Below are 24276 nucleotides of genomic sequence, written 5' to 3'. Positions count from 1 at the left end.
GCGCCGCGCTCGGCGTGTCGCCGGAAATCCCCGCAGTTGTGTACGCGGTGGATGTCGACACGGACACTGCGATGACTGCCCGGCGGCCCGCGCCCCGGCGCCCCTACGCCGGAAGGGCCAGGTGCTCGCGCACCACGTCGGCGAGTTCCCCGGCCACCGCGGCGGCCACGTCGGGGTCGGATGCCTCGACCATGACGCGCACGAGAGGTTCGGTGCCCGAGGCGCGCAGCAGCACCCGGCCGCTGTCGCCCAGCCGCGCGGTGGCGGCGGCGACGGCGGCCGCCACGGCGACGTGCCCGACCTGGGTGCGGTCGACGTCGCGCACGTTCACCAGAACCTGCGGATACACCGTCATCACCGACGCGAGCTCGGCCAGCGAGCGCCCGGTCTCGGCCATGCGCGCCAGCAGGTGCAGCCCGGTCAGCAGCCCGTCGCCGGTGGTGGCGAACTCACTCATGATGACGTGGCCGCTCTGCTCACCGCCGAGCGAGAACCCGCCCTCGGTCATCCGCTCGAGCACGTAGCGGTCGCCGACGGCGGTCTGCTCGACGCGGATGCCCTGCGCGGCCATCGCGCGGTGCAGTCCGAGGTTGCTCATCACCGTGGCCACGAGCGTGTCGTCGGCGAGCGCCCCGCGCTCCTTCATGGCCACCGCCAGGATCGCCATGATCTGGTCGCCGTCGACGATGGCGCCCGAGGCATCCACCGCCAGGCACCGGTCGGCGTCGCCGTCGTGCGCGATGCCGACGTCGGCACCCAGCCGCACGACCGCTTCGGCGAGCGAGTCGAGGTGGGTGGATCCGACGCCGTCGTTGATGTTGATGCCGTCGGGGTCGGCGCCGATGACGGTGACCTGTGCGCCGGCGTCGCGGAACGTCTCGGGCGAGACGCCCGAGGCGGCGCCGTTGGCGCAGTCGAGCACGACATGGATGCCGTCGAGCCGGTGCGGCAGCGACTGCAACAGGTGCACGACGTAGCGGTCTTCGGCGTCGGCGAAGCGACGGATGCGCCCGACGTCGGCACCGGTGGGCAGCAGTTTGGGCCCCGACAGCGCGGCCTCGATGCGCTGCTCGACGATGTCGGGCAGCTTGACGCCGCCGCGGGCGAAGATCTTGATGCCGTTGTCGGGCGCCGGGTTGTGCGAGGCCGAGACCATGACGCCGAAGTCGGCGTCGATCGAGCCGACCAGGTATGCGGCGGCGGGGGTCGGGATGACGCCCGCGTCGAGCACGTCGACTCCGGATGCCGCGAGCCCGGCTGCGACCGCAGCCGAAAGGAACTCACCCGAGACCCGCGGGTCGCGGGCGACCACGGCGCTCAGCCGCCGGCCCTCGGCCCGACGCGCCTCGGCGGTACGGCCCTGGCCCAGGACGACAGCGGTCGCCTGGGCCAGGGACAGTGCGAGATCGGCGGTGAGGGGGCCGTTGGCCAGCCCCCGCACCCCGTCCGTGCCAAACAGCGGCATCGAGACGGATCCGATCAGCGCTTCGAGTACTGCGGGGCCTTGCGGGCCTTCTTGAGACCGGCCTTCTTGCGCTCCTTGACGCGGGCGTCGCGCGAGAGGAAGCCGGCCTTCTTCAGGGTCGGGCGGTTGTTCTCGACGTCGATCTCGTTGAGCGCGCGGGCGATGCCCAGGCGCAGCGCACCGGCCTGGCCCGAGGGGCCGCCGCCGTGGATGCGGGCGATGACGTCGTAGGCGCCGGTGAGGTTCAGCACCGTGAACGGGTCGGTGACCAGCTGCTGGTGCAGCTTGTTCGGGAAGTAGTCCTCGAACGTGCGGCCGTTGATGGTGATGGTGCCGGTGCCGGGCACGAGTCGCACGCGGGCGATGGCCTGCTTGCGGCGGCCGACGGCCGAGCCGGGCACGGTGAGCACGGGGCGGGGCGCCGCGGCCTCGGCGGCGGCGTCGGGGGTGCTCTCGGTCGAGTAGGTGGTCAGTTCGGTGTCGTTGTTCGCCACGAGTGTGTCCTTAGTGTCTGCGGCGCTTACTGGGCGACCTGGTCGAAGATGTACGGCTTGGGCTGCTGCGCGGCGTGCGGGTGCTCGGCACCGGCGTACACCTTGAGCTTCGACAGCTGCTGGCGGCCCAGGCTGTTCTTGGGGAGCATGCCCCGAACGGCCTTCTCGACCGCGCGGACGGGGTTCTTCTCGAGCAGCTCTTCGTACGAGACCGACTTGAGTCCGCCCGGGTAGCCCGAGTGGCGGTAGGCGATCTTCTTCTGCAGCTTCTGGCCGGTCAGGGCGACCTTGTCTGCGTTGACGATGACGACGAAGTCGCCGGTGTCGATGTGGTTCGCGAAGGTCGGCTTGTGCTTGCCACGCAGAAGTGCGGCGGCGTGCGAGGCCAGGCGGCCGAGCACGACGTCAGTGGCGTCGATGACCAGCCATTCGCGCTGGATCTCGCCAGCCTTGGGGGTGAAAGTGCGCGTCACGTTAGTGCTGCTTTCTGATCGAACGGAGACGTTCGTGAATCCCGCTCCGGGGTGGTTCTGCGGTAGTCCGCCGAACACGCCAGTGGAGGGCTCACGTTCGCAGTGCGCCGGCAGGGCGACGCACCAACAGCCCAGTCTACGACACGGGGATGCCACGACCAAACGGCGAACGCCGGACCGCGCTGGCCCGGCGTTCAGCAGGTGAGGATCAGGGAAGCTCGCTGCTCTTGTGCTCGTGGCGCGAGCGGTGCATCGGAATGCCGATGGCAATCGAGCACAGCAGGATCCCGGCGACGAAGATCAGCGACTGCCAGCCGTCGACGAACGGCGCGTAGCCGAAGCATGCGAAGCCCGCCACGAAGAGCACGAAGCAGAGGATGAACATGCGGATCCTTCCCAGGAAGTCTGTGCGACCCTCCCAGGCTACCGCGTCCGACCACCCCACGCGAACGACGTGGGTGTCAGGATGCCGTCGCCATGCCGCCGTCGTCGGCCCCGGCTTCGTCGTGGCCGGGGTGCACCATCCGTGCGGTGATGAGGATCGGCAGGTGATCGGACTGCCCCTGCGGCAGGGTGCGGATGCGCTCGATGTCGAACCCGACCGACGTCGCGAAGTCGTAGTGACCGCGAAAGTAGCGGTACCGGGTGTACGTGCGGGTGTCGCTGAGGGTGAGCTCGTACCCCTGCTCGCGCACCTTCTGCCCGAGGTTCTCTTTGAACACCGGGTAGTTGTAGTCCCCCACCATCAGGGCGGGAAGGCCCGGTCCGATTTCCCGCAGTTCGGTCAACGCGGTGCGGATCTGGTGCCGGCGCAGTCGGTTCAGTGCGGTCAACGGGGCGGCGTGGAACGAGGCCACGATCAGATCGCGGCCCTGGTCGATGTCGTGCAGCCGCACCCCGAGCATCCGTTCTTCGGCGGGTTTGAGCACCCGGTCGTGCAGCGACTTCTTCAACGAGATCGAGCGCACCTCGAGGGGGCGGTACATCTCCATGCGAAAGTAGACCGCCAGCCCCAGCCGGTTGCGATGTGTCACGTCGGCCAGCCGCAGACCCGCGATCTGCCCGGGGATGTCAGAGGTGTCGCACTCCTGCAGACACAGCAGATCGGCGCCGTGCCCGTCGACCAGATCGGCCAACTCGGTCGCGGCGCGATGCTTGCGTAGGTTGTACGAGATGAGCTTCATCCTGCCAACCAGGGTAGACCGCAGCGGTTATGGTCGGGCTGAGCGCGACGGTCGCGGTCACGCGCGGATACGACGGCGCCCGTGTCGCAGCCCCGCTACGGGTGGGGCATCCGTCGCCGGCTGTGCAGCCACTCGATGAGGGCGACCAGCAGCATGCCGACGCACGCGCCGGTGAGGTTCGCGACGATGTCGAGGATGCTCGGCGTGCGCCGCCCGTCCATCAGCGACTGCACCGCCTCGATCGTCACCGTGGCCGTCAGCACGATCGGCACGATCAGGTAGCGGTGCGTCATGATGAGCATCAGCAGCACCCCGAACGGCACGAACAGCGCGATGTTCGCCGAGAACTCGATGCGCCCGTACGTCAGCCATGGCACGTGCCGGGTGATCCACCGCAGCAGCGGCCCCTTGCCGCCGTCGACATGTGTCGGCCAGAACGCGACCAGCGCCAGCGCGACGATGTACACGACCAGCCAGGTGTGCGCGTCGCGCACCCGCCGGCGACCGGATGCCACGCCACGAGCCACGATCGTCAGCCTATCGAGCGGGTCGTCGAGCCGAACGCCCGGGTTCTAGGCGGAAGCGCAACACCTCGTAGGTTGTGGTTGTTCACGCCGACGACCGGAGGGTTGCGCTTCCTTGACCACACATTACCGTCAGCTGACTCTTGAAGACCGGATCGAGATGCAGCAGCTGCACGATCGAGGTTCCTCCAGCGGAGATCAAACGGTGGCGCAGCCGTGCTCGTCGGGGCAGACGCCTCAGCGGGAAATGCGCAGGGTGCGCACCTCGAACGGGCGCAACGTGAGCGGCACCTCGCACGATGCGTCCGAGCCCGACCACGCGCCGGAACCCGCGGCATCCGCCACGGCGGCAGCTGCGCCCGCACCAGCACCCGGCGCACCAGCAGCCGCGCCCGCCCCGGCACCCAGCGCGCCCACGGCCGCGCCGGCCGCCGAGCCCGTTTCGGGCAGGTCGTCCTCGATGAGTGAGACCTCGCGCACGCCGGTGCACGCCATGTGCACCGTCAGGACCCCCGCGGCACGCCGGCCGAGCGCCTCGTACACGCGCACGATGACATCGCCCGATCGGTCGGCGGCGAGCTTCACCGACGATACGACGAGCCCGTCTCCGGCCACATGAACCAGTGGTGTCACCTCGTGTGCGCCGCGCACCACGGTCGACGGCGTGTTCAGGCGCAGCCCCTCCTCGGTCGCGAGCGCCACGTCGGCGCCGACCACCAGACCCGCGGTGATCTCGTGCACGCCGTGGTCGGTCTCGGGATCGGGAAAACGCGGCGCCCGCAGCAGCGACAGCCGCACCGTCGTGGTCACCCCGTCGTCGGTGGCATCCCGTGTCGTGTCGTACCCGTACACCGAGTCGTTCACCAGCGCGACGCCGAAGCCCGGCTCCTGCACGAGCACATACCGGTGCATCGACGTCTCGAACTTGGCCGCCTCCCAGCTGGTGTTCACGTGCGTCACCCGCGACTGGTGCCCGAACTGCGTCTCGGCCACGGTCGCCGCCGCGAACACGTCGAGCGGGAACGCGAGCTTGAGCAGCTTCTCGGTCTCGTGCCAGTCCACCCGCGTGCGCAGCACCACGGTGCGCGCATCGGGTGCCAGCTCGATCGTCTGCCGCACCGTCGACTGCGAGAACGCCCGGTCGACCTGCACCCGCGCCACGCCGTCGTCCACGCTCGCGCGCATCTCGGCGACCTCGTCGAGGTCGGTGACGCGGTTGCGGTAGAAGCGGTCGATGTCCCAGGCATCCCACATGTTCGGAAAGTCCTGGTGCAGCTGCAGCAGGTTCGCCGCCTGCCCCGGCGCGATCGCCTCGCGCCCGCTGGCCACGTCGACCGCCGAGGTGATGAGCCCTTGCCCCGAAACCGTCACCCGCACGTGCGCGTTCTCGAGCACCCAGCCGTCCCCGACGGGGGTGAGGGATGCCACGCCCTGCGGCGCGGTCACCCGCCGGGCGCCGAGCGCGCCCGACGCGTCTGCCGTCGCCTCCTGGCCGCCGCTCAGCGCGGCACGCGCGGCCGGACCGTCCGCCCCGGCCGACTCGCCGCCGGCCCGACCGTCGTTCAGCGCGGCCCGCGCGCCCGCCCAGCCCAGCCCGGTCGGCACGAACTCGAGCGCGACATCGCCCTCGCCGGCAAGGGCCCGTCGTGCGGTGTCGGCGAGCGCCCACGCGTCGGCCAGCACCTGCGACAGCACCGCCACCGCCTCGCGATGCACCCACGCGATCGAGGTGCCCGGCAGGATGTCGTGGAACTCGTGCAGCAGCACCTGCTCCCACAGCCGGTCGAGTTCGTCGTACGGGTACTGCGCACCCTCGCGCACGGCCGCGGTCGCGCACCACAGCTCCGCCTCGACCAGCGCGTGCTCGGCGCGGCGGTGCAGCGCCTTGGTCTGGTGCTGGCTGGTCAGCGTGCCGCGGTGCAGCTCGAGGTACAGCTCCCCCACCCACACCGGCGCGTCGGGAAGCTCGGCGCGGGCCCTCTCGAAGAAGTCGTCGGGCTTCTCCCAGGTGACCGTGGCGCTGCCCTCGAGGTCGCGCACCCGCTTGGCCCGCGCGGTCATCTCGCGGGTCGTGCCGCCGCCGCCGTCGCCCCACCCCACGGGTGCGATCGAGCCCGATGCGGTGCGCGACTCGGCGAACTGCCGCGTCGCCAGCGCCAGTTCGGCACCCGACAGTTGCGAGTTGTAGGTGTCCATCGGCGGAAAGTGCGTGAACACGCGCGACCCGTCGATGCCCTCCCACTCGAACGTGTGGTGCGGAAAGCGGTTGCGCTGGTTCCACGAGATCTTCTGCGTGAAGAACCACTCGAACCCGGCGCGGCGCATCAGCTGCGGCAGCGCCGGCGAATACCCGAAGCTGTCAGGCAGCCACACGCCCCGGCAGCGCATGCCGAACTCGCGCTGGAAGAACCGCTGCCCGTACAAGAACTGCCGCACCAGCGACTCGCCGGTGGGCATCACGGTGTCCGATTCCACCCACATGCCGCCCAGCGGCACGAAGCGGCCGGATGCCACGGCCTGGCGCACGCGCTCGTACACCTCGGGTCGATGCTGCTTGATCCAGGCGTACTGCTGGGCGCTCGACATCCCGTACACGAACTCGGGTTCGTCGTCGATGAGCGACGCCATCGACGAGGTGGTGCGCGCGACCTTGCGGATCGTCTCGCGCACCGGCCACAGCCACGCCGAGTCGATGTGGGCGTGGCCGATCGCGCTGACGTGGTGTGCGCTGTGCTCGGCGGGCGCGGCCAGAACGTCGACCAGGCACGCCCGGGCGGCAGAGGCGGTCTCGGCGATGCGCTGCAGGTCGAGTTCGTCGAGTGCGTCATCGAGGGCCTGCAGAATGCGCATGCGCCGCGGCCCGGTCTCGGGCAGCTGCGCCTGCAGTTCGAGCAGCACGTCGAGATCGGCGGCCAGCTCGAACACCTCGGGGTCGAACACCGCCAGGTCCATATGCCGCACCCGGTACAGCGGCTCGCGCGACGCGGTGAGCACGTCGCCCTGCTGGGTGGGCAGGAAGGGGTGGTAGTCCAGCAGCACCGGGTTGGCGGCCGCCTCGAGGTACAGGTCGACGAGTTCGCCGCCGTCGGCGGCATCGGTCACCGGCAGCCACTGGTTGCGCGGGTTGAGGCTCTTGATCGGGGTGCCGTCGGGACGGTACGCCAGCGCCTCGCACTGGAACCCGGTCATGTTCACGTCGAAGCCCAGGTCGACCAGCGCTTCCACCCGCCGGCCCGCCCACTCCGCCGGCACCTGCCCGGTCAGCCGGAACCAGGTGGTGCTCCAGGCCGGCCCCCACGGCGTGCCGACCTCGAACGGGCGGTACTCGGCCGCCAGCGCCTCGGCGGGCGGGATCGGCTCGCCGTCGACGTCGTGCGCGCTCACATACAGCGGCACCCGTGCGGGGTGGACGGCGGGGCGGACCCGCTCGTTCAGGACGCGGGTGACGCGTCCCACGGTCAGCGCGGCGTCGTCGTGCATGGCACTTCCTTCGGCGGATCGGGGGCCACCGCCCTCATGGGCGGCGGCGGATCGGGCCCGGGGTCGCTAAAGCGGTATAGCGGCCGGTACGGTGAGTCTATGCCACGAGCCAAACGCGTCACCATCGCCGACATCGCGCGGCTGGCCGGCGTGTCGCCGGGTGCGGTGTCGTTCGCGCTGAACGGGCGGCCGGGCGTGAGCGAGCAGACCCGGCAGCGCATCCTCGAGATCGCCGCCGCGCAGAACTTCCAGCCCAGCGCCGCCGCCCGCGCCCTGGTGGGCTCGCGCACCGACGTGATCGGGTTCGTGGTGAACCGCCCGGCCCGCACCCTGGGGTCGGAGGCGTTCTTCGCCGACCTGATCGCGGGTGTGCAGCAGGCCCTGGCCGCGCACCGGGTCGCGCTGCAGCTGGTCGTGGTCTCGTCGCTGGCCGACGAGATCGCCACCTACCGGCGCTGGCACAGCGCGCGCCAGGTCGACGGGGTCATCGTCATCGACCCCCGTGACGACGATCCGCGGCTGCCGGTGCTGACCGGGCTGGGGCTGCGCAGCGTGGTGATCGGCTCACGACCGGCGCTTTCGGGCGAGCCGCCGGCGATCTGGCTCGACGACAAGCAGGCCGCGCATGCCCTGTTCGATTACCTGGTCGCGCTCGGTCACCGCGACATCGCGTACGTGTGCGGCCCCGAGGACTTTCAGCACACCCGGCTGCGCATCGACGTGCTGGCCGGTCTCGCCGCCCGCGGGGTGCGGGCGCGCACCCGGCCGACCGACTATTCGCCGGCCGCGGCCACCGGCGCCACCCGCGCACTGCTGAGCGATGCCGAGCCCCCCGCGGTGATCGTGTTCGACAACGACGTGATGGCGATCGCGGGGCTGCGCGTGGCCCAAGAGATGGCGGTGCGGGTGCCGCAACGCCTGTCGGTGGCATCCTTCGACGACTCGGTCGTCGCCGCACTCGTGCGGCCCGCGCTGACGTGCCTGACCCGCGACACGTTCGGCCTCGGCGAGCAGGCGGCGACGTTCCTGCTCGAGCAGATCGAGTCGGGCACGGCCCTGCTCGACCGCGCCGGGCCGACCCCCCAGCTCACCGTGCGCGAGAGCACCGCCGCGCCGGGCTGAGCAGCACCTGCTCAGCCGTCGACGACGGTGTTCACCGAGCGGTACGCGAATCCGCCCGAGACGTCGGGCCGCACCAGCTCGTTGATGCCGCGTGCGGCGAGGGATGCCTCATCCTCGGCCGTGCGCGAGGTGACCAGGGCCGGGTCCACGCCCGCCGTGCACGCGTCGACCCAGGCCTGGAACACCGGGCCGCCGGGTGAGAGCGCCCCGCGGCTGATCGGAACATCGTCGGCGTCGACGGGCACGACGATGCCGAGCGTGCGCGCCGGCGCCGGCTGCGGCGTGCGCAGCTCGGGCACGATCTGGGCGAACCGTCGCCCGATCGGCTTGACCGAGCGGTCCGCGCCCAGAAGGCCCAGGGTGTGCTCGAGCTCGGGAAAGTCGGCGAGGTCGCGGCTGACGTCGTGCGAGCACCACCAGGTCACACCCCACAGGTTCTCGGTGCGGCACGCGGCGCGCACCGTCGCCTCGAGGAAGTCGGGCGCCTCGTCGGCGGTCAGACAGTTGGCCGGCGCCCCGACCTCTTGCAGCCAGACCGGGCGGTGCGGGTCGGTCGCGAACGCGCGCGACAGCTCGATCAGGTACTCGGCGTGCCGGTCGGATGCCACCGACCGGCCGCCGTAGCGTGCCGCGGTGCCGTTGAACACCCACGAGTGCACCGTGGTGGCATCCCCCAGCCGGGCCGCGTGGGTCGGGGTGAACCCGTGCCCGTCGAGGTACCAGACCGCGTCGTATTCGCTGTGCACGTGCAGACGTCCGGGCGCGGCCCGGCCGGCGGCATCCAGCAGCGTCACCAGCCACCGCGCCGCCTCGTCGGGCGTGACCGGCCAGGGCGAGGGGTGCGTGCGGGCCGAGAACTGGTCGAGCTCGTTGCCGAGGGTGAGCCCCAGGAACGTGGGCGCGTCGGCCAGCCGCGTGCCGAGGCGATGCACGAGCTCGGCCTGGGCGGCGAGCGCGGCCGGGTCGGTGAACATGTTGGTGTCGTGCCAGCTGCCCAGCCACGCCGGCACGAAGTCGAAGCTCGACAGGTGCCCCTGGATGACGTCGACGGTGGCGTCGAGGCCGAACTCCGCAGCCACGTCGACCACGCGGCGCACGTCGTCGAGCGCGCGGTCGCGGATGAGGGTGCGGTTCGGCTGCAGCAGCGGCCACAGCGGGAACAGCCGCACATGGTCGAGGCCGAGCGCCGCGAGCGGCTCGAAGTCGCGGCGCACGTCGTCGAGGTCCAGATCGAGCCAGGCGTGCATCCAGTTCGTCGCCGGGGTGTAGTTGGCGCCGAACCTGACCTGCCGGATTCGGGGTGTTGCGGGCGAGACGGCGTGTGGCATAGTAGGAGCACTATAGCGTTTTAGTCAGCCCTGACGTCAACGCCCTGGTACTTCGAAGGAGAATGTCCATGAAGATCCGATCGACGCTCGCCGTGGGGATCGCGGCCGCCGCGGCCCTCGCCCTGACCGCCTGCACCGGCGGCACGGCACCGGGCCCCGCCGACAGCGGACCCGTCGACACCTCGGCAAAGCTCAGCGGAAAGGTCAGCTTCCAGACCTGGTCGCTGAAGAACGAGAAGTTCACCCCGTACTTCGAGAAGCTGATCGACCAGTTCGAGAAGGACCACCCCGGCGTGACGATCGACTGGATCGATCAGCCCGGCGACGGCTACCAGGACAAGATCCTCAGCCAGGCCAACTCGAACACGCTGCCCGACGTGCTGAACCTGCCGCCCGACATCGCCTACCCGCTGGTGGCGGCCGGCAAGCTGCTCGACCTGAACGCCGCCGACCCCGACCTGAAGAAGGTCTACAACCCCGGCGCCTGGGACGCCTACAGCAACTTCACCGGCGTGAAGGGCACCTACGGACTGCCCTGGTACCTCGGCAGTGACGAGTCGTGGTGGAACCTGCAGCAGCTGGCCCCGTACGGGGTGACCAAGGACTCGCTGCCCGACACCACCGACGGCTGGCTCGACCTGGCCAAGAAGGTCGCCACCGAGTCGAAGGGCAAGGTGCAGCTGGTCTCGTCGATGCCCGGGCTCGACACGTTCGTGTCGGCCGGCATCCCGATCATGGACAAGGACGGCGCGTTCGTGTTCAACACGCCCGAGGCCGAGCAGATCGTGCAGAAGTACGCCGACGCGTACAAGGCCGGCGCCATGCCGCCCGAGGCGCTGACCGGCAGCTACGCCGGCAACGCCGAGATGTACCTGCAGGGCAAGGTCGCCTACACCAGCGGCGGCTCCGGCTTCGCCGGCGACCTGCGCACCAAGGCCCCGTCGCTGCTCGAGCACACCGTGGCCACCGCGCGTCCCGGCATCCCGCCCCTGTTCGTGCAGGGTGTGAACGTGGCGGCCGACTCGAAGAACAAGGCCGCGGCGCTGGCGTTCGCCGAGTACGTGACCAACGAGCAGAACCAGGTCGACTTCGTCAAGATCGCCGTCGGCTTCGCCCCCGGCACCGCGCAGGGCACCGACCAGGTGGTCGCCGAGGTCGGCAAGGACCTCGACCCGGCTCAGGCCGACGCGATGAAGATCATGTTCGACGCGCTCGACAAGGCCCAGGCCACCCCGTACCAGTGGACCGGCGCGATGACCGACTATCTGAACCAGCAGATGGCGCTCGCGATCCGCGGCGACGTCACGCCCAAGGCAGCGCTCGACAAGATCGTCGCCTACGCGAACCAGAACCGCATCGACAAGTGAGCATGAGAACACCAGCACCCGAAGGAGGCGATCGATGAGATCACACCGCTGGTTCACCCCCTGGCTGCTGCTGGCTCCGGCCGTGCTCTGGGTGCTGGTGTTCTCGCTCTGGCCGTTCATCAACACGGTCGCGCTGAGCTTCACCGATGCGCGGCCGCTGCGACCGGCCACCCCGGTCGGATTCGCCCAGTACGAGCGGCTGCTCGGCGACGAGCAGTTCCGCTACGCGCTGATCACGTGCCTGGTCTACGTCGTGGTGTGCGTGCCGCTGCTGACGATCCTGCCGCTGCTGCTGGCGCTGCTGGTCGAGAAGAACATCCCCGGCATCGCGCTGTTCCGCACCACCTACTACTTTCCGGTGATCGCCTCGGCCGTGGTCGTCGCGCTGATCTGGAGCTGGATGTTCGACTCCAAGGGCATCATCAACGAGACCCTGCAATGGATGGGCATCGTCGACAAGCCGATCGCGTTCCTCGTCGATCGCTGGTGGCTGCTGGGCTGCGCCATCCTGCTGACCGTGTGGAAGGGCCTGGGCTACTACATGGTGGTGTACCTGGCGGCCCTGGGCAACGTGAGCAAAGACCTGCACGAGGCGGCGATGCTCGACGGCGCCGGCGGTGTGCGGCGCTTCTTCAACGTGACCATCCCCGGGGTGCGCCCGGCGATGCTGCTGATCTCGGTGCTCGTGGCCGTCTCGGCGATGCGCGTGTTCACCGAACTCGACATCCTCACCCACGGCACCGGTGGCCCCGGCGGTTACGACATGTCCATCGTCATGCTGATCCGCCAGGTGGGGGCGGGTCTGAACGGCAACCTCGGCTACGCGGGGGCGATCAGCGTGGCACTGTTCCTGCTCACGCTCGTGCCGCTGGTCGCGATCGCCCTGCTCAACCGTGAGAAGAAGGCGAAGGTGCCGGCATGACCGCCGTGACCGAGCAACCCGTGCAGCCCGTCCGGCGCGACCGCCGCATCCGCCGCAAGGGCTCGGGCGATTTCAGCAAGCCGACGCTCGGCGGTCTGATCGTGCGGTACGCGCTGCTGCTGGTGATGCTGCTGATCGTGATCGGCCCGTTCGTCTGGCAGCTGTCGACGTCGTTCAAGGGCCCGGCCGACGACCTGTACATCTTTCCGCCGAACCTGATCCCGACCGACCCGACCATCCAGAACTACAAGACCGTCAACGACGTCATCCCCGTCTACCAGTACGCGTGGCACTCGCTGCTGGTCGCGGTGGGGTCGGTCATCACGAACGTCGTCCTCTCGGTGTTCGCCGGGTATGCACTGGCGTGCATGCGGTTCCGCGGAAAGTTCATCGCCCTGGGCATCCTGGTCTCGACCATGCTGCTGCCCGGTGAGGTGACCATCACCGCGAACCTGCTCACCATCAACGCCCTGGGCCTGGCCAACAGCCTGTGGGGCGTGTTCCTGCCGGGTGCGATCGCCGCGATGAACGTGCTGCTGATCGCCACCGCGTGCCGCATGATCCCGCGCGACGTGCTGGATGCCGCGACCGTCGACGGCGCCAGCACCTGGCAGCGCATCCGGCACATCGTGTGGCCGAACGTGCGCGGCATGGCCAGCGTCGTGGCCATCTTCACGTTCATCGGCCAGTGGGACGACTACCTGTGGCCGCTGATGGTGCTCACCGACCCGAGCAAGTACACGCTCACCGTCGGCATGGCCTACCTCAACAGCAACTTCTCGCCCGACCCCCGCCTCATCGCGGCCGGCACCATGGTGGCGCTGATCCCGATCATCGTGTTGTTCTCGGTGCTGCAGCGCTACTTCTTCCGCGGCGTGCAAGAGGGTGCCGTCAAGGGATGACCCCCGAGCGCCCGGCCGTGCTCCGGCCCGCCTCCGGCCCGGCCGACCCGCCGTCGTCACGGCCGGGCGCCGGGGTGCTGGGCGGGCAGGTGTTCGCGTTCCGGTTCGATCCGTCAGCCGGCGTGCAGCGGATGCCCGTGCCCGGTCTCGAGCACATCACGGTCGCATCCGACACGGTGCTGCACTGGGCGTTCTACGCCGACGGGCCGGCGGCAGTGCACGCGCCGTACGCGGGCCTGGCCGTCACGATCGACGTCGAGTTCGACGACGGGTCGTACCTGTCGGCCGACGACCGGGTGCGCGACCGGTACGGGTTCGCCATGGGCGCCGCGGCGCAGTTCGACGCGGCGTGGGCGCTGCCCGAGCAGTGGAACGCCGACACGGTCTCGCTTCAGCCGTGGGCCGGGCGCACCGGTCGGGTCATGGCGGTGCTCGGCGCGCCCGGACTCGCCGTGGCCGCGGGCGTTGAGGTGGCGGGCGCGCGGGCGAGGGGCGCTGAGGCTGAGTCAGACGCGGGCGCCGAGGCGACGGGTGCTGAGGCGACGGGCGCTGAGGCCAGGGGCGCTGAGGCCAGGGGCGCTGAGGCCAGGGGCGCTGAGGCCGCGGGCGCGGAGGCTGAGCCAGACGCGGGCGCTGAGGCGGACGAGGACGCTGAGGCGGACGGGGCCGGCGCCGTCGAGGGTTTCGTCGAGGTCGTCGTCGGCCGCCGCGCCGACACCGCGCAGCTGACCCCGGCCGAGCGGGTCGACGCCCGGCGCGGCACCCATGCCGGGCCGCGCTTCTCGCGCGGCAACACGATCCCGGCCGTCGCCGCACCGCACGGCTTCTGCTTTCTCACACCGGCGACCGACGCGTCCGACACCCGGTGGCCATACCGCTGGTCGGTGCACGACGACGACCGCGGCCGGCGGTTGGAGGCCCTGCAGTTCTCGCACCAGCCGAGCCCGTGGATCGGCGACCGGGGCGTGCTGCAGCTGCGCCCGTTCACGCCGTCGGACGCGTCCGACGCACTGCCCGTCGAGGCCGCCGCGTCGGGCGCAGAACGGCCCGTCCTCGGCCCGCCCCACGCGGTCGATGCGCCACGGATCGTTCCCGGCACAGAACGGGCGCATCCCTTCGTCTACCAGGCCCACCTGCGCGGCGGCGTGCGGGTGCGGATGACCGCGACCACGCACGCCGGAGCCTTCGAGGCCGCGGCGGCTGCGGCATCCACCCCCGTCGGATTCACCGTCACGACGCCCGACGGTGCCGGTGGCTTCACCGCACGTGACGGCCGGCACTTCGACGGCTGGGTGCCCGAGGGCCCGGCCGACTGGGGTGCGGCGCCGCGCACGTTCTTCGCCGGCGTCGTGCACGGCGGCACCGTCGACGCCGACGGGCGGATCCGCGGCACCGGCCGCGTCGAGGTGCGCATCGCACAGTCGTTCCTGTCGATCGCGCAGGCCCGGCAAACGCTGGCGCAGCAGATGCCGGATGCCGCGGGCTTCGACGCACTGCGCGACGGACTCCACGCGCAGTGGGATGCGCTGTTGGGCGCGGTGACCCTGCCGCCGCTGGAGGCGGCCGCCCGGCCGTGGCGGCAGCTCGCCGACGACGAGGCGCGCGCCCAGCTCGCGAGCGCGCTCTACCGGCTGCACCTGTACCCGAACACGATGTCGGAGAACACCGGCACGGCCGCCGCCGGGCGGCTGCGCTTCGCCGACCCGATGGTGCCCGCAGCCGGGCACCACGGCGAGCGCACCGGCGCCCCGGTCGCCGACGGCGAGCTGTACGTCAACAACGGGTACTGGGACACCTACCGCACCGCGTGGCCGGCGCTCGTGCTGCTCGATGCGGCCGGCGCCGGCCGCATGCTCGACGGCGTGCTGACGCAGTGGCGCCGCGGCGGCTGGATGGCCCGGTGGAGCGCTCCGGGATACGTCGACTCGATGGTCGGCACCTCGAGCGACCAGATCTTCGCCGACGCCGAGCGCTGGTCGGTGGCGTTCGACCACGACGCCGCATTCGCCGGCGCCTGGCGCAACGCCTGCGAGCCCGCCGACGACCCCCGCCGTGGGCGCAAGGGCATCGCCCGGGCGCGGTTCACCGGGTACGTCGCCCGCGACGTGCCCGAAGGCATGAGCTGGAGCCTCGAGAACGCGATCTCGGACGCCGCCATCGCCCGCTTCGCCCGGCGACTGGCCGACCGTGGCGGCGCCGACGCGGCACGGTACGACGCGTTCGCCCGCTACTTCGACAATCGGGCCCGCTCGTACCGGCTGCTGTTCGACCACGTGCACGGGTTCTTCCGGGGGCGGGATGCCGCGGGCCGGTTCGGCGATGCACCGTTCGACCCGCGGGTGTGGGGCGGCGACAACGTCGAGACCAACGCGTGGGGCATGTCGGTCGCGGCCGTGCACGACGGCGCCGGCCTCGCCGCACTGTACGGCGGTGCCACCGGTCTGCGTGCGCATCTGGACCGGCTGTTCGCCGAGCCCGAGACCGCCGATGCGGCGTTCGCCGGCGGCTATGGCACGGTCATCCACGAGCAACGCGAGGCGCGGGCGCTGCGCAGCGGCATGTGTGCGATCTCGAACCAGCCCGCCCACCACATCCCGTGGATACACGTGCACGGTGACCGGCCGTGGCAGGCCGGGCAGACCGTGCACGCGCTGGCACGCCGGCTGTTCACGGGCGCGATGATCGGTCAGGGCTTTCCCGGCGACGAAGACAACGGCGAGATGAGCGCCTGGTGGCTGTGGGCGGCGCTCGGCCTCTACCCGCTCGAGCTCGCCTCGGGCGAGCTGCGCATCGGCAGTCCGCTGTTCGACGACATCACCGTCCGTCGCGCGGGCGGCGGCAGCCTGCGGGTGCGTGCGCACCGGGCCGGCCCCGACGCACACCTGCTGGTTCGGGCCGCGCTCGACGGCCGGGACTGCGACCGGCCGGTGCTGCAGGTCGACGCGCTCACCGGTGCGGCCGGTGGTGACGACGCGGCTGGCGATGACGCGGGTGCGGCGGGCGACGCGCCCGGCCCCGATCACGTGCTCGAGCTGTGGTTCTCATCCGACCCCGACGAGGTGGCCGCGAGCCCGCTGTGGGCTGCGGCGGACGAGCCGGTCACGGCGTGGCATCCCGACCTCACCGGCACCGGCGGGCATCCGCTCGACCTCGCGCACACCGTGCTCTTCGACGACGGCGCCGCACCCGATTCCGGGCCGGGTTCGGCCGTGTCGCTGCAGCCCGGCGACACGGCCGGCTGGCGGTTCGCCGCGCCGCGCACCGTCACCGACGTCACCGTGACGGCGGCGGCGGATGCCACGGCCGACGCGCTCACGTGGCAGGCCGAGGCATCCGACGGCCACTGGCGCGACATCGCCACCACCCACCGTGAGCTGCTGATCCCCGGCCGCACCACCCCGTTCCGCCTCGCCGAGCCGGTCACCGCGCACGCCGTGCGCGTGCGTGCGACCACGGCGGTGACGCTGCGGCAGCTCGAGGTGTTCGCCCTCGACGAGCCCTCCCCCACGACCCCCCACCCCACCTGCAACGACGCACGAAAGGAACAGTCCCCATGACCACCCTCCCCAGCCCGCAGCACCGGTGGCGGTTCGCCGCCGTGGCCGCAGTGAGCATCGCGGTCGCCGCACTCGGCGCTCCGGCCGCCGCCTCGGCCACCACCGATCCGGCCGCCGCCTCGACGGCCGGATCGGTCGCCGCGCACGGGCACCACGACCCGACCCCCGCGCCCGGATCGACCGACCCGAAGCGCGTCGTGTACGTCGAGGTGAACAGCAACGACATGGCGAACGTCGCCGACTACACGCTCGCCGGCACGACCCGGCCGGTGTTCGACATGGCGATGATCTTCGCCGCGAACATCAACTACGACACGACGACGCACGCGGCGTACCTCTCGTTCAACGACCGCGTCACCGAGACCCTGGACGACGCCGAGCACCAGATCCGGCCGCTGCAGAAGCACGGCACGAAGGTGCTGCTGTCGGTGCTGGGCAACCACCAGGGCGCGGGCTTTGCGAACTTCACCTCGCAGGCGGATGCTGCGGCGTTCGCCGACCAGCTCGCCGACGCCGTGCACACCTACGGGCTCGACGGCATCGACTTCGACGACGAGTGGGCCGAGTACGGCAAGAACGGCACGGCGCAGCCGAACGGCACGTCGTTCGCCTATCTGCTGGACGCGTTGCGCGACCGACTCGGGCCCGACAAGCTGATCACGCTGTACGACATCGGACCGGCGTACCAGACCACCGACTGGGCGGGCACCGGTGCCGCGGCAGACCTGGACTACGCGTGGAACCCGTACTACGGCGCGTGGCTGCCGCCGCAGCTGCCCGACATGAGCCGCGCCCAGTTCGGCGCTGCGGCCGTCGATCTCACCGCCACCCCGCAGAGCGCGTCGGCGGCGCTGGCGCAGCGCACGGTCGACGAGGGCTACGGCGTGTATGTCACCTACAACCTCACCGCCGGCGACCACTCCGACTACCTGTCGGCGATCACCGAGCCGCTGACCGGACACGCCACCGCCTACAAGGCGCCGTGGTACGACGTGTCGGTGTCGACGCAGGCGACCTGCACCGGCCACTCGGTGAAGCTCAAGACCCGCGTGGCCAGTGCCGAGCGGGCGAAGCTGGATGTCACGGTCACCTCGTCGTTGGGCAGCCGGTCGTTCCCGCACCTCGGTGCCGGCCAGAGCCGTGTTCTCGTGCAGCACGCCCGGCACGGCGCGACCGCCGACGGCACCGTGACCGTGCGGGTGGACGGGCCCGACGGCGTGCTCGACCTTCTCGAGCCGTACCGCGTGCCCGCCTGCCGCTGACCGGCCCCCGCGAAAGACGGCCGGTGGGCGAGAGCACGGGCATCCGCCCTGCCGTCGCCCACCGGCCGCGCCGTCAGCGCCGATCCGGGAGCCGGCGCAGGACCGCGGGCTGACGGCGGGCCAAGGCCCAACCGCCGCGACGCCGTGCACACCGCCACTACGGCGTACACAACTGCGGGGATTTTGCCCGACACGCCGCCGAAACCGCCGCGAACACGGCGTGTCGACGAAAATCTCCGCCGTTGTGCACGGGATGCCGCGGCCGCGCGCTGCTCCCGGGGCGGTGGGCGCGTCCCGGCTAGCCCCGGTCGCGGCGGGCGTGGGTCCGTCGCCGGTCTACGACGTCACGCGGCTTGGGCGAGACCCAGCAACTGCGGAATCGACTGCACGAAGCGCACGGCGGCGCCCCAGCATGCGCACGAGCGCACATGATCGCTGAGGGTTGGAATTACGCGCGTAACCCCATAGAATCAGACAGTCGCGTGCAGCGTGGGGGCGTTGTGCGCGCAGAGCGGGGACAGGAGTTGCTGGTGCGTACTGGTGTGAAAATCGGTGCTGGTGTTGTTTCGGCGGTGATCGGGGCCGCGGCATTCGCCATGCCCGCTGCGGCCATGGCCGACGAGCTTGCTCCACCATCGATCACGGTGACCGCCGACGGCACCGCACCGATCGCGGGCGACGGAAGCAGCACCGACACACAGCCGGCCATCGATCCTGCCGCGTCACGGCTGCTCACGATCTGGATCGCCGCCGGCGGCATCATGCTCACCGGTGGCGCGATCGCCGTCGCCGTGAGCGTGCATCGCAACCGCAAGCTCGCCACCGAGCAGGCCCGACTCTAGGCCCCCAGGCGTCCTCCCTCCCTTCGCGCACCGGCCGTGCCTGCGTGCCGAGAGCCGGCGCATGACCGCGGGTCGGGGCCCAGCCGCCGCTACGCCGTGCACAACTGCGGGGATTTTGCCCGACACGCCGCCGAAACCGCCGCGAACACGGCGTGTCGACGAAAATCTCCGCCGTTGTGCACGGGATGCCGCGAGCCGGCGCACGACCACGGGTTGACCGCGGGTCAGGGCCCAGCCGCCGCTACGGCGTTCACAACTGCGGGGATTTTGCTCGACACGCCGCCGAAACCGCCGCGAACACGGCGTGTCGACGAAAATCTCCGCCGTTGTGCACGGGATGCCACGGCCGCGCGCTGTTCGCGGGTGCGGTAGGCGCGCCCCGGCTAGCCCCGGTCGCGGCGGGCGCGGGTCTGCTCGGCGCGGGCGGCGAGCAGGTCGTCGGCGGGGTATCCCACCTCGACCAGCGTGAGCCCCCGCGCCGCGAGCACCGGGAAGGCGCTCGTGCGCCGGCCGGCGTCGCGCAGCGCGGCGACATCTTCCACCGCCAGCCGCCCTTCGCCGACCGCGACGCACGCGCCCACCAGTGCGCGCACCATGGAATGGCAGAACGCATCGGCCTGCACGGCGGCGACGAGCACGCCGTCGGCGTCGCGGTGCCACCCGAACTCGAGCAGCGTGCGGATCGTGGTCGCCTCGTCGCGCGGCTTGCAGTACGCGGCGAAGTCATGCAACCCGATCAACGACCGGGCCGCGGCATCCATCGTCTGAACGTCGAGCCGCGCATGCACCGTCGTGGTGTACGCCCGCGCGAGCGGGTCGTAGCCGGTCACCTGATCGGCGACGCGATACTCGTACCGGCGCCACACCGCCGAGAACCGGGCGTCGAACCCGGCCGGCGCGACGCAGGTGCGGTGCACGGTCACGTCGGCATAGGCGCCCAGCACCCCGCGCACCCGGTGCGCGAGCCGATCCACCGGGTCGGATGCCGCATCCCGGCGCGTGCGCGTGAACAGGCGCTCGCGCTGCCCGTCGTCCAGGTCGAGGTGCGCCACCTGACCACGCGCGTGCACACCGGCATCCGTGCGCCCGGCGACCACCAGCCGCGGTTCGCCGCCGAGGATGCGCCCCAACGCCTGCTCGAGGGTGCCCTGCACGGTGCGCAGCCCGGGCTGGCGCGCCCATCCGCGGAAGTGGGTTCCGTCGTAGGCGATGTCGAGGCGGATGCGCACGCCTTCACCCTACATTTCGCCCTCGCGCCGCCCGGAACACTCAGGCGTCCACCGTAGAATCGAACCCTGATCCCGCCTCACGGATCGCCCCGATCGGCTCGACCCGGATCAGCCCTGCCCCACCGATGACACCGCCTTCTTCCGCCACGCTCCCGCACTCCCGCTTCGCGGGTCTGGACGGGCTCCGAGCGGTCGCCGTCGTGCTCGTCGTGGTCTACCACCTGTTCCCCGGCTGGTGGCTGCACTCCGGTTTCATCGGCGTCGACGTGTTCTTCGTGATCAGCGGATTCCTGATCACCTCGCTGCTGCTGCGCGAGCGGGAGCGCACCGGGCGCATCGCGCTGGTCGACTTCTGGCGCCGCCGGGCGCGCCGACTGCTGCCCGCTCTCGCCCTGGTGGTCACCGTGTGCGCCACCTGGGCATGGCTCGTCGGCGGCGACGTGCTGGTGCGCCTGGGCTGGCAGGTGCTGGGCGCGGCCACGTTCAGCTACAACTGGATCTCGGTCGCCGGGGGCGGTGACTACTTCTCGGCCGACACCCCCGAGCTGCTGCGCAACCTGTGGTCGCTCGCCGTCGAAGAGCAGTTCTACTGGCTGTGGCCGCTCATCCTTCCGCTGCTGCTGCTCATCCCGCGCCGCTGGGGCCGGGCCGCTCTCGCCCTGGTCGCCGCGGTGGCATCGGCGCTCTGGATGGCACAGGTTGTCGCCGCCGGCGGCGGCCTGACCCGCGCCTACTTCGGCACCGACACGCATGCGTTCGGGCTGCTGCTGGGCGTGGCACTGGCGGTCGGGCTGCAGCGCGTGCTGGTGAGCCCGCCGGCCTGGCTGCGGCATCCGGGCGCCCGCATCGCCGGTGCGGTCACCGGATCGGTGGCGGTGCTCGCTCTGTTCGCGCTGGCGCTGCTGCCCGAGCACAACGACGTCGCGACGTTCCCGGGCACACTCGCCGCGGCCAGCGTCGCCTCTGCCGTGGCCATCGTCTGCGGCGTGCTGCCCGGTTCGTGGCTGGGGCCGGTGTTGGATGCCACGCCGTTGCGCTGGATCGGAGACCGCTCGTACGGCATCTACCTGTGGCACTGGCCGCTGCTCGTGCTCGTGTCGGCGATGGCGGGCGTGACGGCCGGTGCCGACACCATCCCGCCGTGGGTGGGGTCGGTGGCGCTGGTGCTCACCGCGATCTGCGCGACCGTGTCGTACCGGTTCGTCGAGCAGCCGGTGCGCCGGCTCGGCTTCCGAGGCGCGCTGGGCCGCTGCCGCGACCACCTGGTCGGGCCGCCGCGCACGTTCTTTCCGGCGCTCGGGGTGCTGCTGGCCTCGATCGTGGTGGTGGCCGGCACCACTGCGGGCATCGCGACGGCGCCCGCCACCTCGTCCGGGCAGGCCGTCGTGCAGCAGGGCCGCACGGCGCTGGCACAGCCCACGGGTCCGCGCCCCCCGCTGGTGGCCGAGGATGCCTCGTCGCCCGACTCTGCGCTCCCCCAGGCGCCGGCCGCGGTCGACGGTCGACAGATCGACGCCATCGGCGACTCGGTGATGCTGGCGTCGGCTCCCGCGCTGATGGAGAAGTATCCCGGCATCCGCATCGACGCGAAGGTGTCGCGGTCGATCTATGCCGCTCCCGGTATCGTCGACCGACTCGCCGCGCAGGGCACGCTGCGCCGCTATGTGGTGCTGGGCCTGGGTACGAACGGGTCGATCGACAAGCGCTCACTCGATCTGGTCGTCGACCGGCTCGGGCCGCACCGCCGGCTGGTGCTGGTCACCGCGTTCGCACCGCGGTCGTGGATCCCGGGCGTGAACAAGGCGCTGCACGCGTATGCCGCCGGGCATCCCACCGTCATCGTCGCCGACTGGGCCGGCGCCATCGCACCGCACGTCGACCTGCTGGCCGGCGACCAGATCCACCCGGGCGGCGCCGGGGGCCGGATCTACGCGCAGACCGTCGCCGACGCGATCACCCAGGCGCAGCGGCAGCAGGCCGCCGCGCGCGAGCAGATGACGCTGCGGGCATACGACCTGGCCGAGCCCCGAGCATCCCACCGCTAACGCGGCGCGCGCAGCCCACCGCCAGCGCGGCCCGCGGCCGGCGCATCCCACCGCCAGCGCGGCCCGCGCGTCCCACCGCCAGCGCGGCCCGCGCCTCCCACCGCCAGCGCGCCCCGCGCATCACCCCGCCAGCGCGACCCGCGGCTCCCACCGCTCGCACATCGCACCGCTCACACAGCCCGCGCATCCCACCGCCAGCGCGGCCCGCGCATCCCACCGCCAGCGCGGCGCGCGCATCCCCCGCCAGCGCGGCCCGCGGCCGGCGCGATGCTCATCCGACCGGTGGCCGTACCGGTGCGTCCCGCGTGGAGGTCTCCAGCTGGGCGACCGTCTGCTGCAGCATCTCGCGGATCTCGCCGGCAAGCGCCTCGGTCGAGATCCGCGACGACGGCACGCTCACGGTCGCGGCCGCGACAACGCTGCCATCGCGCCCGTGCACCGGCACCGACACCGACCGCACACCGTCCTCGAGCTCCTGATCGACCACGCACCACCCGCGCTCGCGGGCCGCCCGCACCCGCGTGAGCACGGCATCGACATCCCACACCGTGGTCGCGGTGTGCGCCCGCATCCCGCTTGCGGTCAACACCTCGCGCACGGCATCGTCGCCGAGCCCCGACAGCAGCGCACGGCCCGCGGCCGTGCAGTACGCCGGCAGCCGGTTTCCCACGGTCAGCGTGATCGACAGTCCCCGGACCGCGTTCGCCACGGCCACATACGCGATCTCGGTGCCGTCGAGCACGGTGAGAGAACAAGATTCCTCACAGCGTGTGGCCAGATCGACCAGGAACGGCTGCGCCAGTCGCGGCAGCGACAGGGACGACAGGTACGAGTACCCCAGCTCGAGGATGCGGGGGCGCAGATGGAATCGCGAACCCCGCTTGCCGACATAGCCCAGCCGCTCCAGCGTGAGCAGATAGCGTCTTGCCGCCGCACGGTCGAGCCGGGCGTGCTCGGCCACCTCGCCGAGGGTCGGCTCGGGCGTCTCGAGGCTGAAGCAGCGAAGCACCGCGAACGCACGATCGATCGACTGGATGAAGTCCCGGCCGCCCCCGCCTTCCGGCTCCCCGCTCATGGCGCACCTCTCCCGATCGCGCGATCCGCGCAAGGAACACTTGACGATTCGATCCTACGGTGTGACACTGTGTGCACGCAGCGCACATTCTGTGCGCTATGCGCACAACTCGAAAGGCACCGCAATGAAGCGCTCTCTGGTCGGCATCGCCGCCGCCTCGGCAACCCTCCTTCTTCTCACCGCCTGTAGCAGCACCGCGCCGGCACCCGCCACCACCGGCGGTGCGTCCGGGGATCTTCCGGCGTCGATCGCATCGGCCGGCAAGATCGACTTCGGCGCTGAGCTGACCGTGCCGCCGATGACCTTCTTCGAATCGGACGGCACCACGCAGACCGGGGTCAACCACGACCTCGGTCAGGCCATGGCCGAACACCTGGGCGTGAAGGCGGAGTTCACCCAGTACGCGTTCCCCGGCCTCCAGCCGGCCCTGAAGGCCGGCAAGATCGACGCGATCTTCGACGTCATCAACGACACGAAAGAGCGCGAGGCCCAGTTCGACTTCATCGACTACCTCGCCTCCGGCGACACCCTGCTGGTCCAGCACGGCAATCCGCATCACCTGGCCGCCCTGTCGGACATGTGCGGTCTGAGCATGTCGACGGTCGCCGGATCGGTGCAGATCAAGCTGGTCGAGGCCGCCTCGCAGAAGTGCACGGATGACGGTGACAAACCGATCACCATCCAGCAGTTCCCGTCGGCCGCCGACGCGCGCCTGCAGGTGCAGAACGGCAAGTACGACGCGTTCATCGGCAACACCCCGGTGCTGCTGTACCTGGCGAAGACCGCAGACTCCGGCAACGCGTTCTCGGCGGTGCCGTTGCAGGGCGACACCTCGTACTACGGCATCGCCGTCGACAAGTCCGACACCCAGTTGCGTGACGCCCTGGTCACCGCATTGACCGCGGTCATCGCCGACGGCACGTACGGCAAGGTCTTGGCCAAGTACGGGCTCGAAGACCTCGCACTCGACAAGCCCCTCGTGAACGCCGCCGGTTCGTGATCGAG

The 24276-nt window shown here is 71.2% G+C and carries 19 protein-coding genes; 9 read left to right on the top strand and 10 right to left on the bottom strand.

Going from position 1 to position 24276, the window contains the following annotated elements:
* Positions 1–103: 103 nt before the first annotated feature.
* The 7 genes from glmM to H577_RS16075 form a co-directional block, all read right to left on the bottom strand.
* Positions 104–1465, bottom strand: a complete 1362-nt coding sequence (gene glmM / locus H577_RS0110385) for a phosphoglucosamine mutase (RefSeq protein WP_029145897.1) — start codon at positions 1463–1465, stop codon at positions 104–106.
* 14 nt (positions 1466–1479) lie between these two features.
* A complete protein-coding gene (gene rpsI / locus H577_RS0110380) occupies positions 1480–1959 on the bottom strand; it encodes a 30S ribosomal protein S9 (RefSeq protein ID WP_029145896.1) in 480 nt (159 codons plus the stop codon).
* Between the two features lie 26 nt (positions 1960–1985).
* On the bottom strand, positions 1986–2432 hold the full coding sequence (rplM, locus tag H577_RS0110375; RefSeq protein ID WP_029145895.1) for a 50S ribosomal protein L13: 447 nt from the start codon (positions 2430–2432) through the stop codon (positions 1986–1988).
* 208 nt (positions 2433–2640) lie between these two features.
* The gene (locus H577_RS17650) at positions 2641–2817 is read right to left on the bottom strand and encodes a hypothetical protein (RefSeq protein ID WP_156876618.1); all 177 of its coding nucleotides are present in this window, start codon (positions 2815–2817) and stop codon (positions 2641–2643) included.
* A 76-nt stretch (positions 2818–2893) separates the two neighbouring features.
* Complete coding sequence (locus H577_RS16085) at positions 2894–3616, bottom strand: endonuclease/exonuclease/phosphatase family protein (protein WP_051191946.1); 723 nt, start codon at positions 3614–3616, stop codon at positions 2894–2896.
* A gap of 95 nt (positions 3617–3711) precedes the next feature.
* Entirely contained in the window at positions 3712–4143 is a 432-nt protein-coding gene (locus H577_RS16080; protein WP_169566285.1) for a VanZ family protein, read from the bottom strand.
* Positions 4144–4377: 234 nt separating this feature from the next.
* Positions 4378–7620, bottom strand: a complete 3243-nt coding sequence (locus H577_RS16075; protein ID WP_084516100.1) for an alpha-mannosidase — start codon at positions 7618–7620, stop codon at positions 4378–4380.
* Positions 7621–7719: 99 nt separating this feature from the next.
* Between H577_RS16075 and H577_RS0110350 the strand changes: the two genes are divergently transcribed.
* Positions 7720–8742: a LacI family DNA-binding transcriptional regulator gene (locus H577_RS0110350; protein WP_029145894.1), complete on the top strand. Its 1023-nt coding sequence runs from the start codon at positions 7720–7722 to the stop codon at positions 8740–8742.
* An 11-nt stretch (positions 8743–8753) separates the two neighbouring features.
* Here H577_RS0110350 and H577_RS16070 read toward each other — a convergent pair whose 3' ends face one another.
* Positions 8754–10070, bottom strand: coding sequence for a glycoside hydrolase 5 family protein (locus H577_RS16070; protein WP_051191944.1), 1317 nt, complete (start codon positions 10068–10070; stop codon positions 8754–8756).
* A 68-nt stretch (positions 10071–10138) separates the two neighbouring features.
* Between H577_RS16070 and H577_RS0110340 the strand changes: the two genes are divergently transcribed.
* The 6 genes from H577_RS0110340 (at position 10139) to H577_RS0110315 (ending at position 18922) form a co-directional block, all read left to right on the top strand.
* Entirely contained in the window at positions 10139–11437 is a 1299-nt protein-coding gene (locus H577_RS0110340) for an ABC transporter substrate-binding protein (protein ID WP_029145893.1), read from the top strand.
* A 34-nt stretch (positions 11438–11471) separates the two neighbouring features.
* On the top strand, positions 11472–12359 hold the full coding sequence (locus tag H577_RS0110335; protein ID WP_029145892.1) for a carbohydrate ABC transporter permease: 888 nt from the start codon (positions 11472–11474) through the stop codon (positions 12357–12359).
* A complete protein-coding gene (locus tag H577_RS0110330) occupies positions 12356–13261 on the top strand; it encodes a carbohydrate ABC transporter permease (RefSeq protein WP_084516096.1) in 906 nt (301 codons plus the stop codon). The genes H577_RS0110335 and H577_RS0110330 overlap by 4 nt, the downstream gene beginning before the upstream one ends.
* Positions 13258–16818, top strand: coding sequence for a glycoside hydrolase domain-containing protein (locus H577_RS16065; protein ID WP_051191943.1), 3561 nt, complete (start codon positions 13258–13260; stop codon positions 16816–16818). The genes H577_RS0110330 and H577_RS16065 overlap by 4 nt, the downstream gene beginning before the upstream one ends.
* Complete coding sequence (locus H577_RS16060; protein WP_084516094.1) at positions 16815–18080, top strand: endo-beta-N-acetylglucosaminidase H; 1266 nt, start codon at positions 16815–16817, stop codon at positions 18078–18080. Before H577_RS16065 ends, H577_RS16060 begins: the two co-directional genes overlap by 4 nt.
* 428 nt (positions 18081–18508) lie before the next feature.
* On the top strand, positions 18509–18922 hold the full coding sequence (locus tag H577_RS0110315; protein ID WP_156876617.1) for a hypothetical protein: 414 nt from the start codon (positions 18509–18511) through the stop codon (positions 18920–18922).
* Positions 18923–19305: 383 nt separating this feature from the next.
* Here H577_RS0110315 and truA read toward each other — a convergent pair whose 3' ends face one another.
* Positions 19306–20151 (bottom strand): tRNA pseudouridine(38-40) synthase TruA, encoded by an 846-nt coding sequence (gene truA, locus H577_RS0110310; protein ID WP_029145889.1) that lies wholly within the window; start codon positions 20149–20151, stop codon positions 19306–19308.
* Between the two features lie 125 nt (positions 20152–20276).
* On the opposite strand from truA, the gene H577_RS16055 reads away from it, so the two are divergent.
* Positions 20277–22196, top strand: coding sequence for an acyltransferase family protein (locus H577_RS16055; RefSeq protein ID WP_051191942.1), 1920 nt, complete (start codon positions 20277–20279; stop codon positions 22194–22196).
* 271 nt (positions 22197–22467) lie between these two features.
* On the opposite strand, the gene H577_RS16050 is transcribed toward H577_RS16055, so the two are convergent.
* Entirely contained in the window at positions 22468–23271 is an 804-nt protein-coding gene (locus H577_RS16050) for an IclR family transcriptional regulator domain-containing protein (protein WP_051191941.1), read from the bottom strand.
* A 124-nt stretch (positions 23272–23395) separates the two neighbouring features.
* Between H577_RS16050 and H577_RS0110295 the strand changes: the two genes are divergently transcribed.
* Positions 23396–24271, top strand: a complete 876-nt coding sequence (locus H577_RS0110295) for an ABC transporter substrate-binding protein (protein ID WP_169566283.1) — start codon at positions 23396–23398, stop codon at positions 24269–24271.
* Positions 24272–24276 lie beyond the last annotated feature (5 nt).

Source organism: Microbacterium luticocti DSM 19459 (genome assembly GCF_000422405.1).
GTDB lineage: Bacteria > Actinomycetota > Actinomycetes > Actinomycetales > Microbacteriaceae > Microbacterium > Microbacterium luticocti.
Note: the sequence above shows the minus strand (reverse complement) of the source record. Positions and strands in the feature narration are given on the sequence as shown.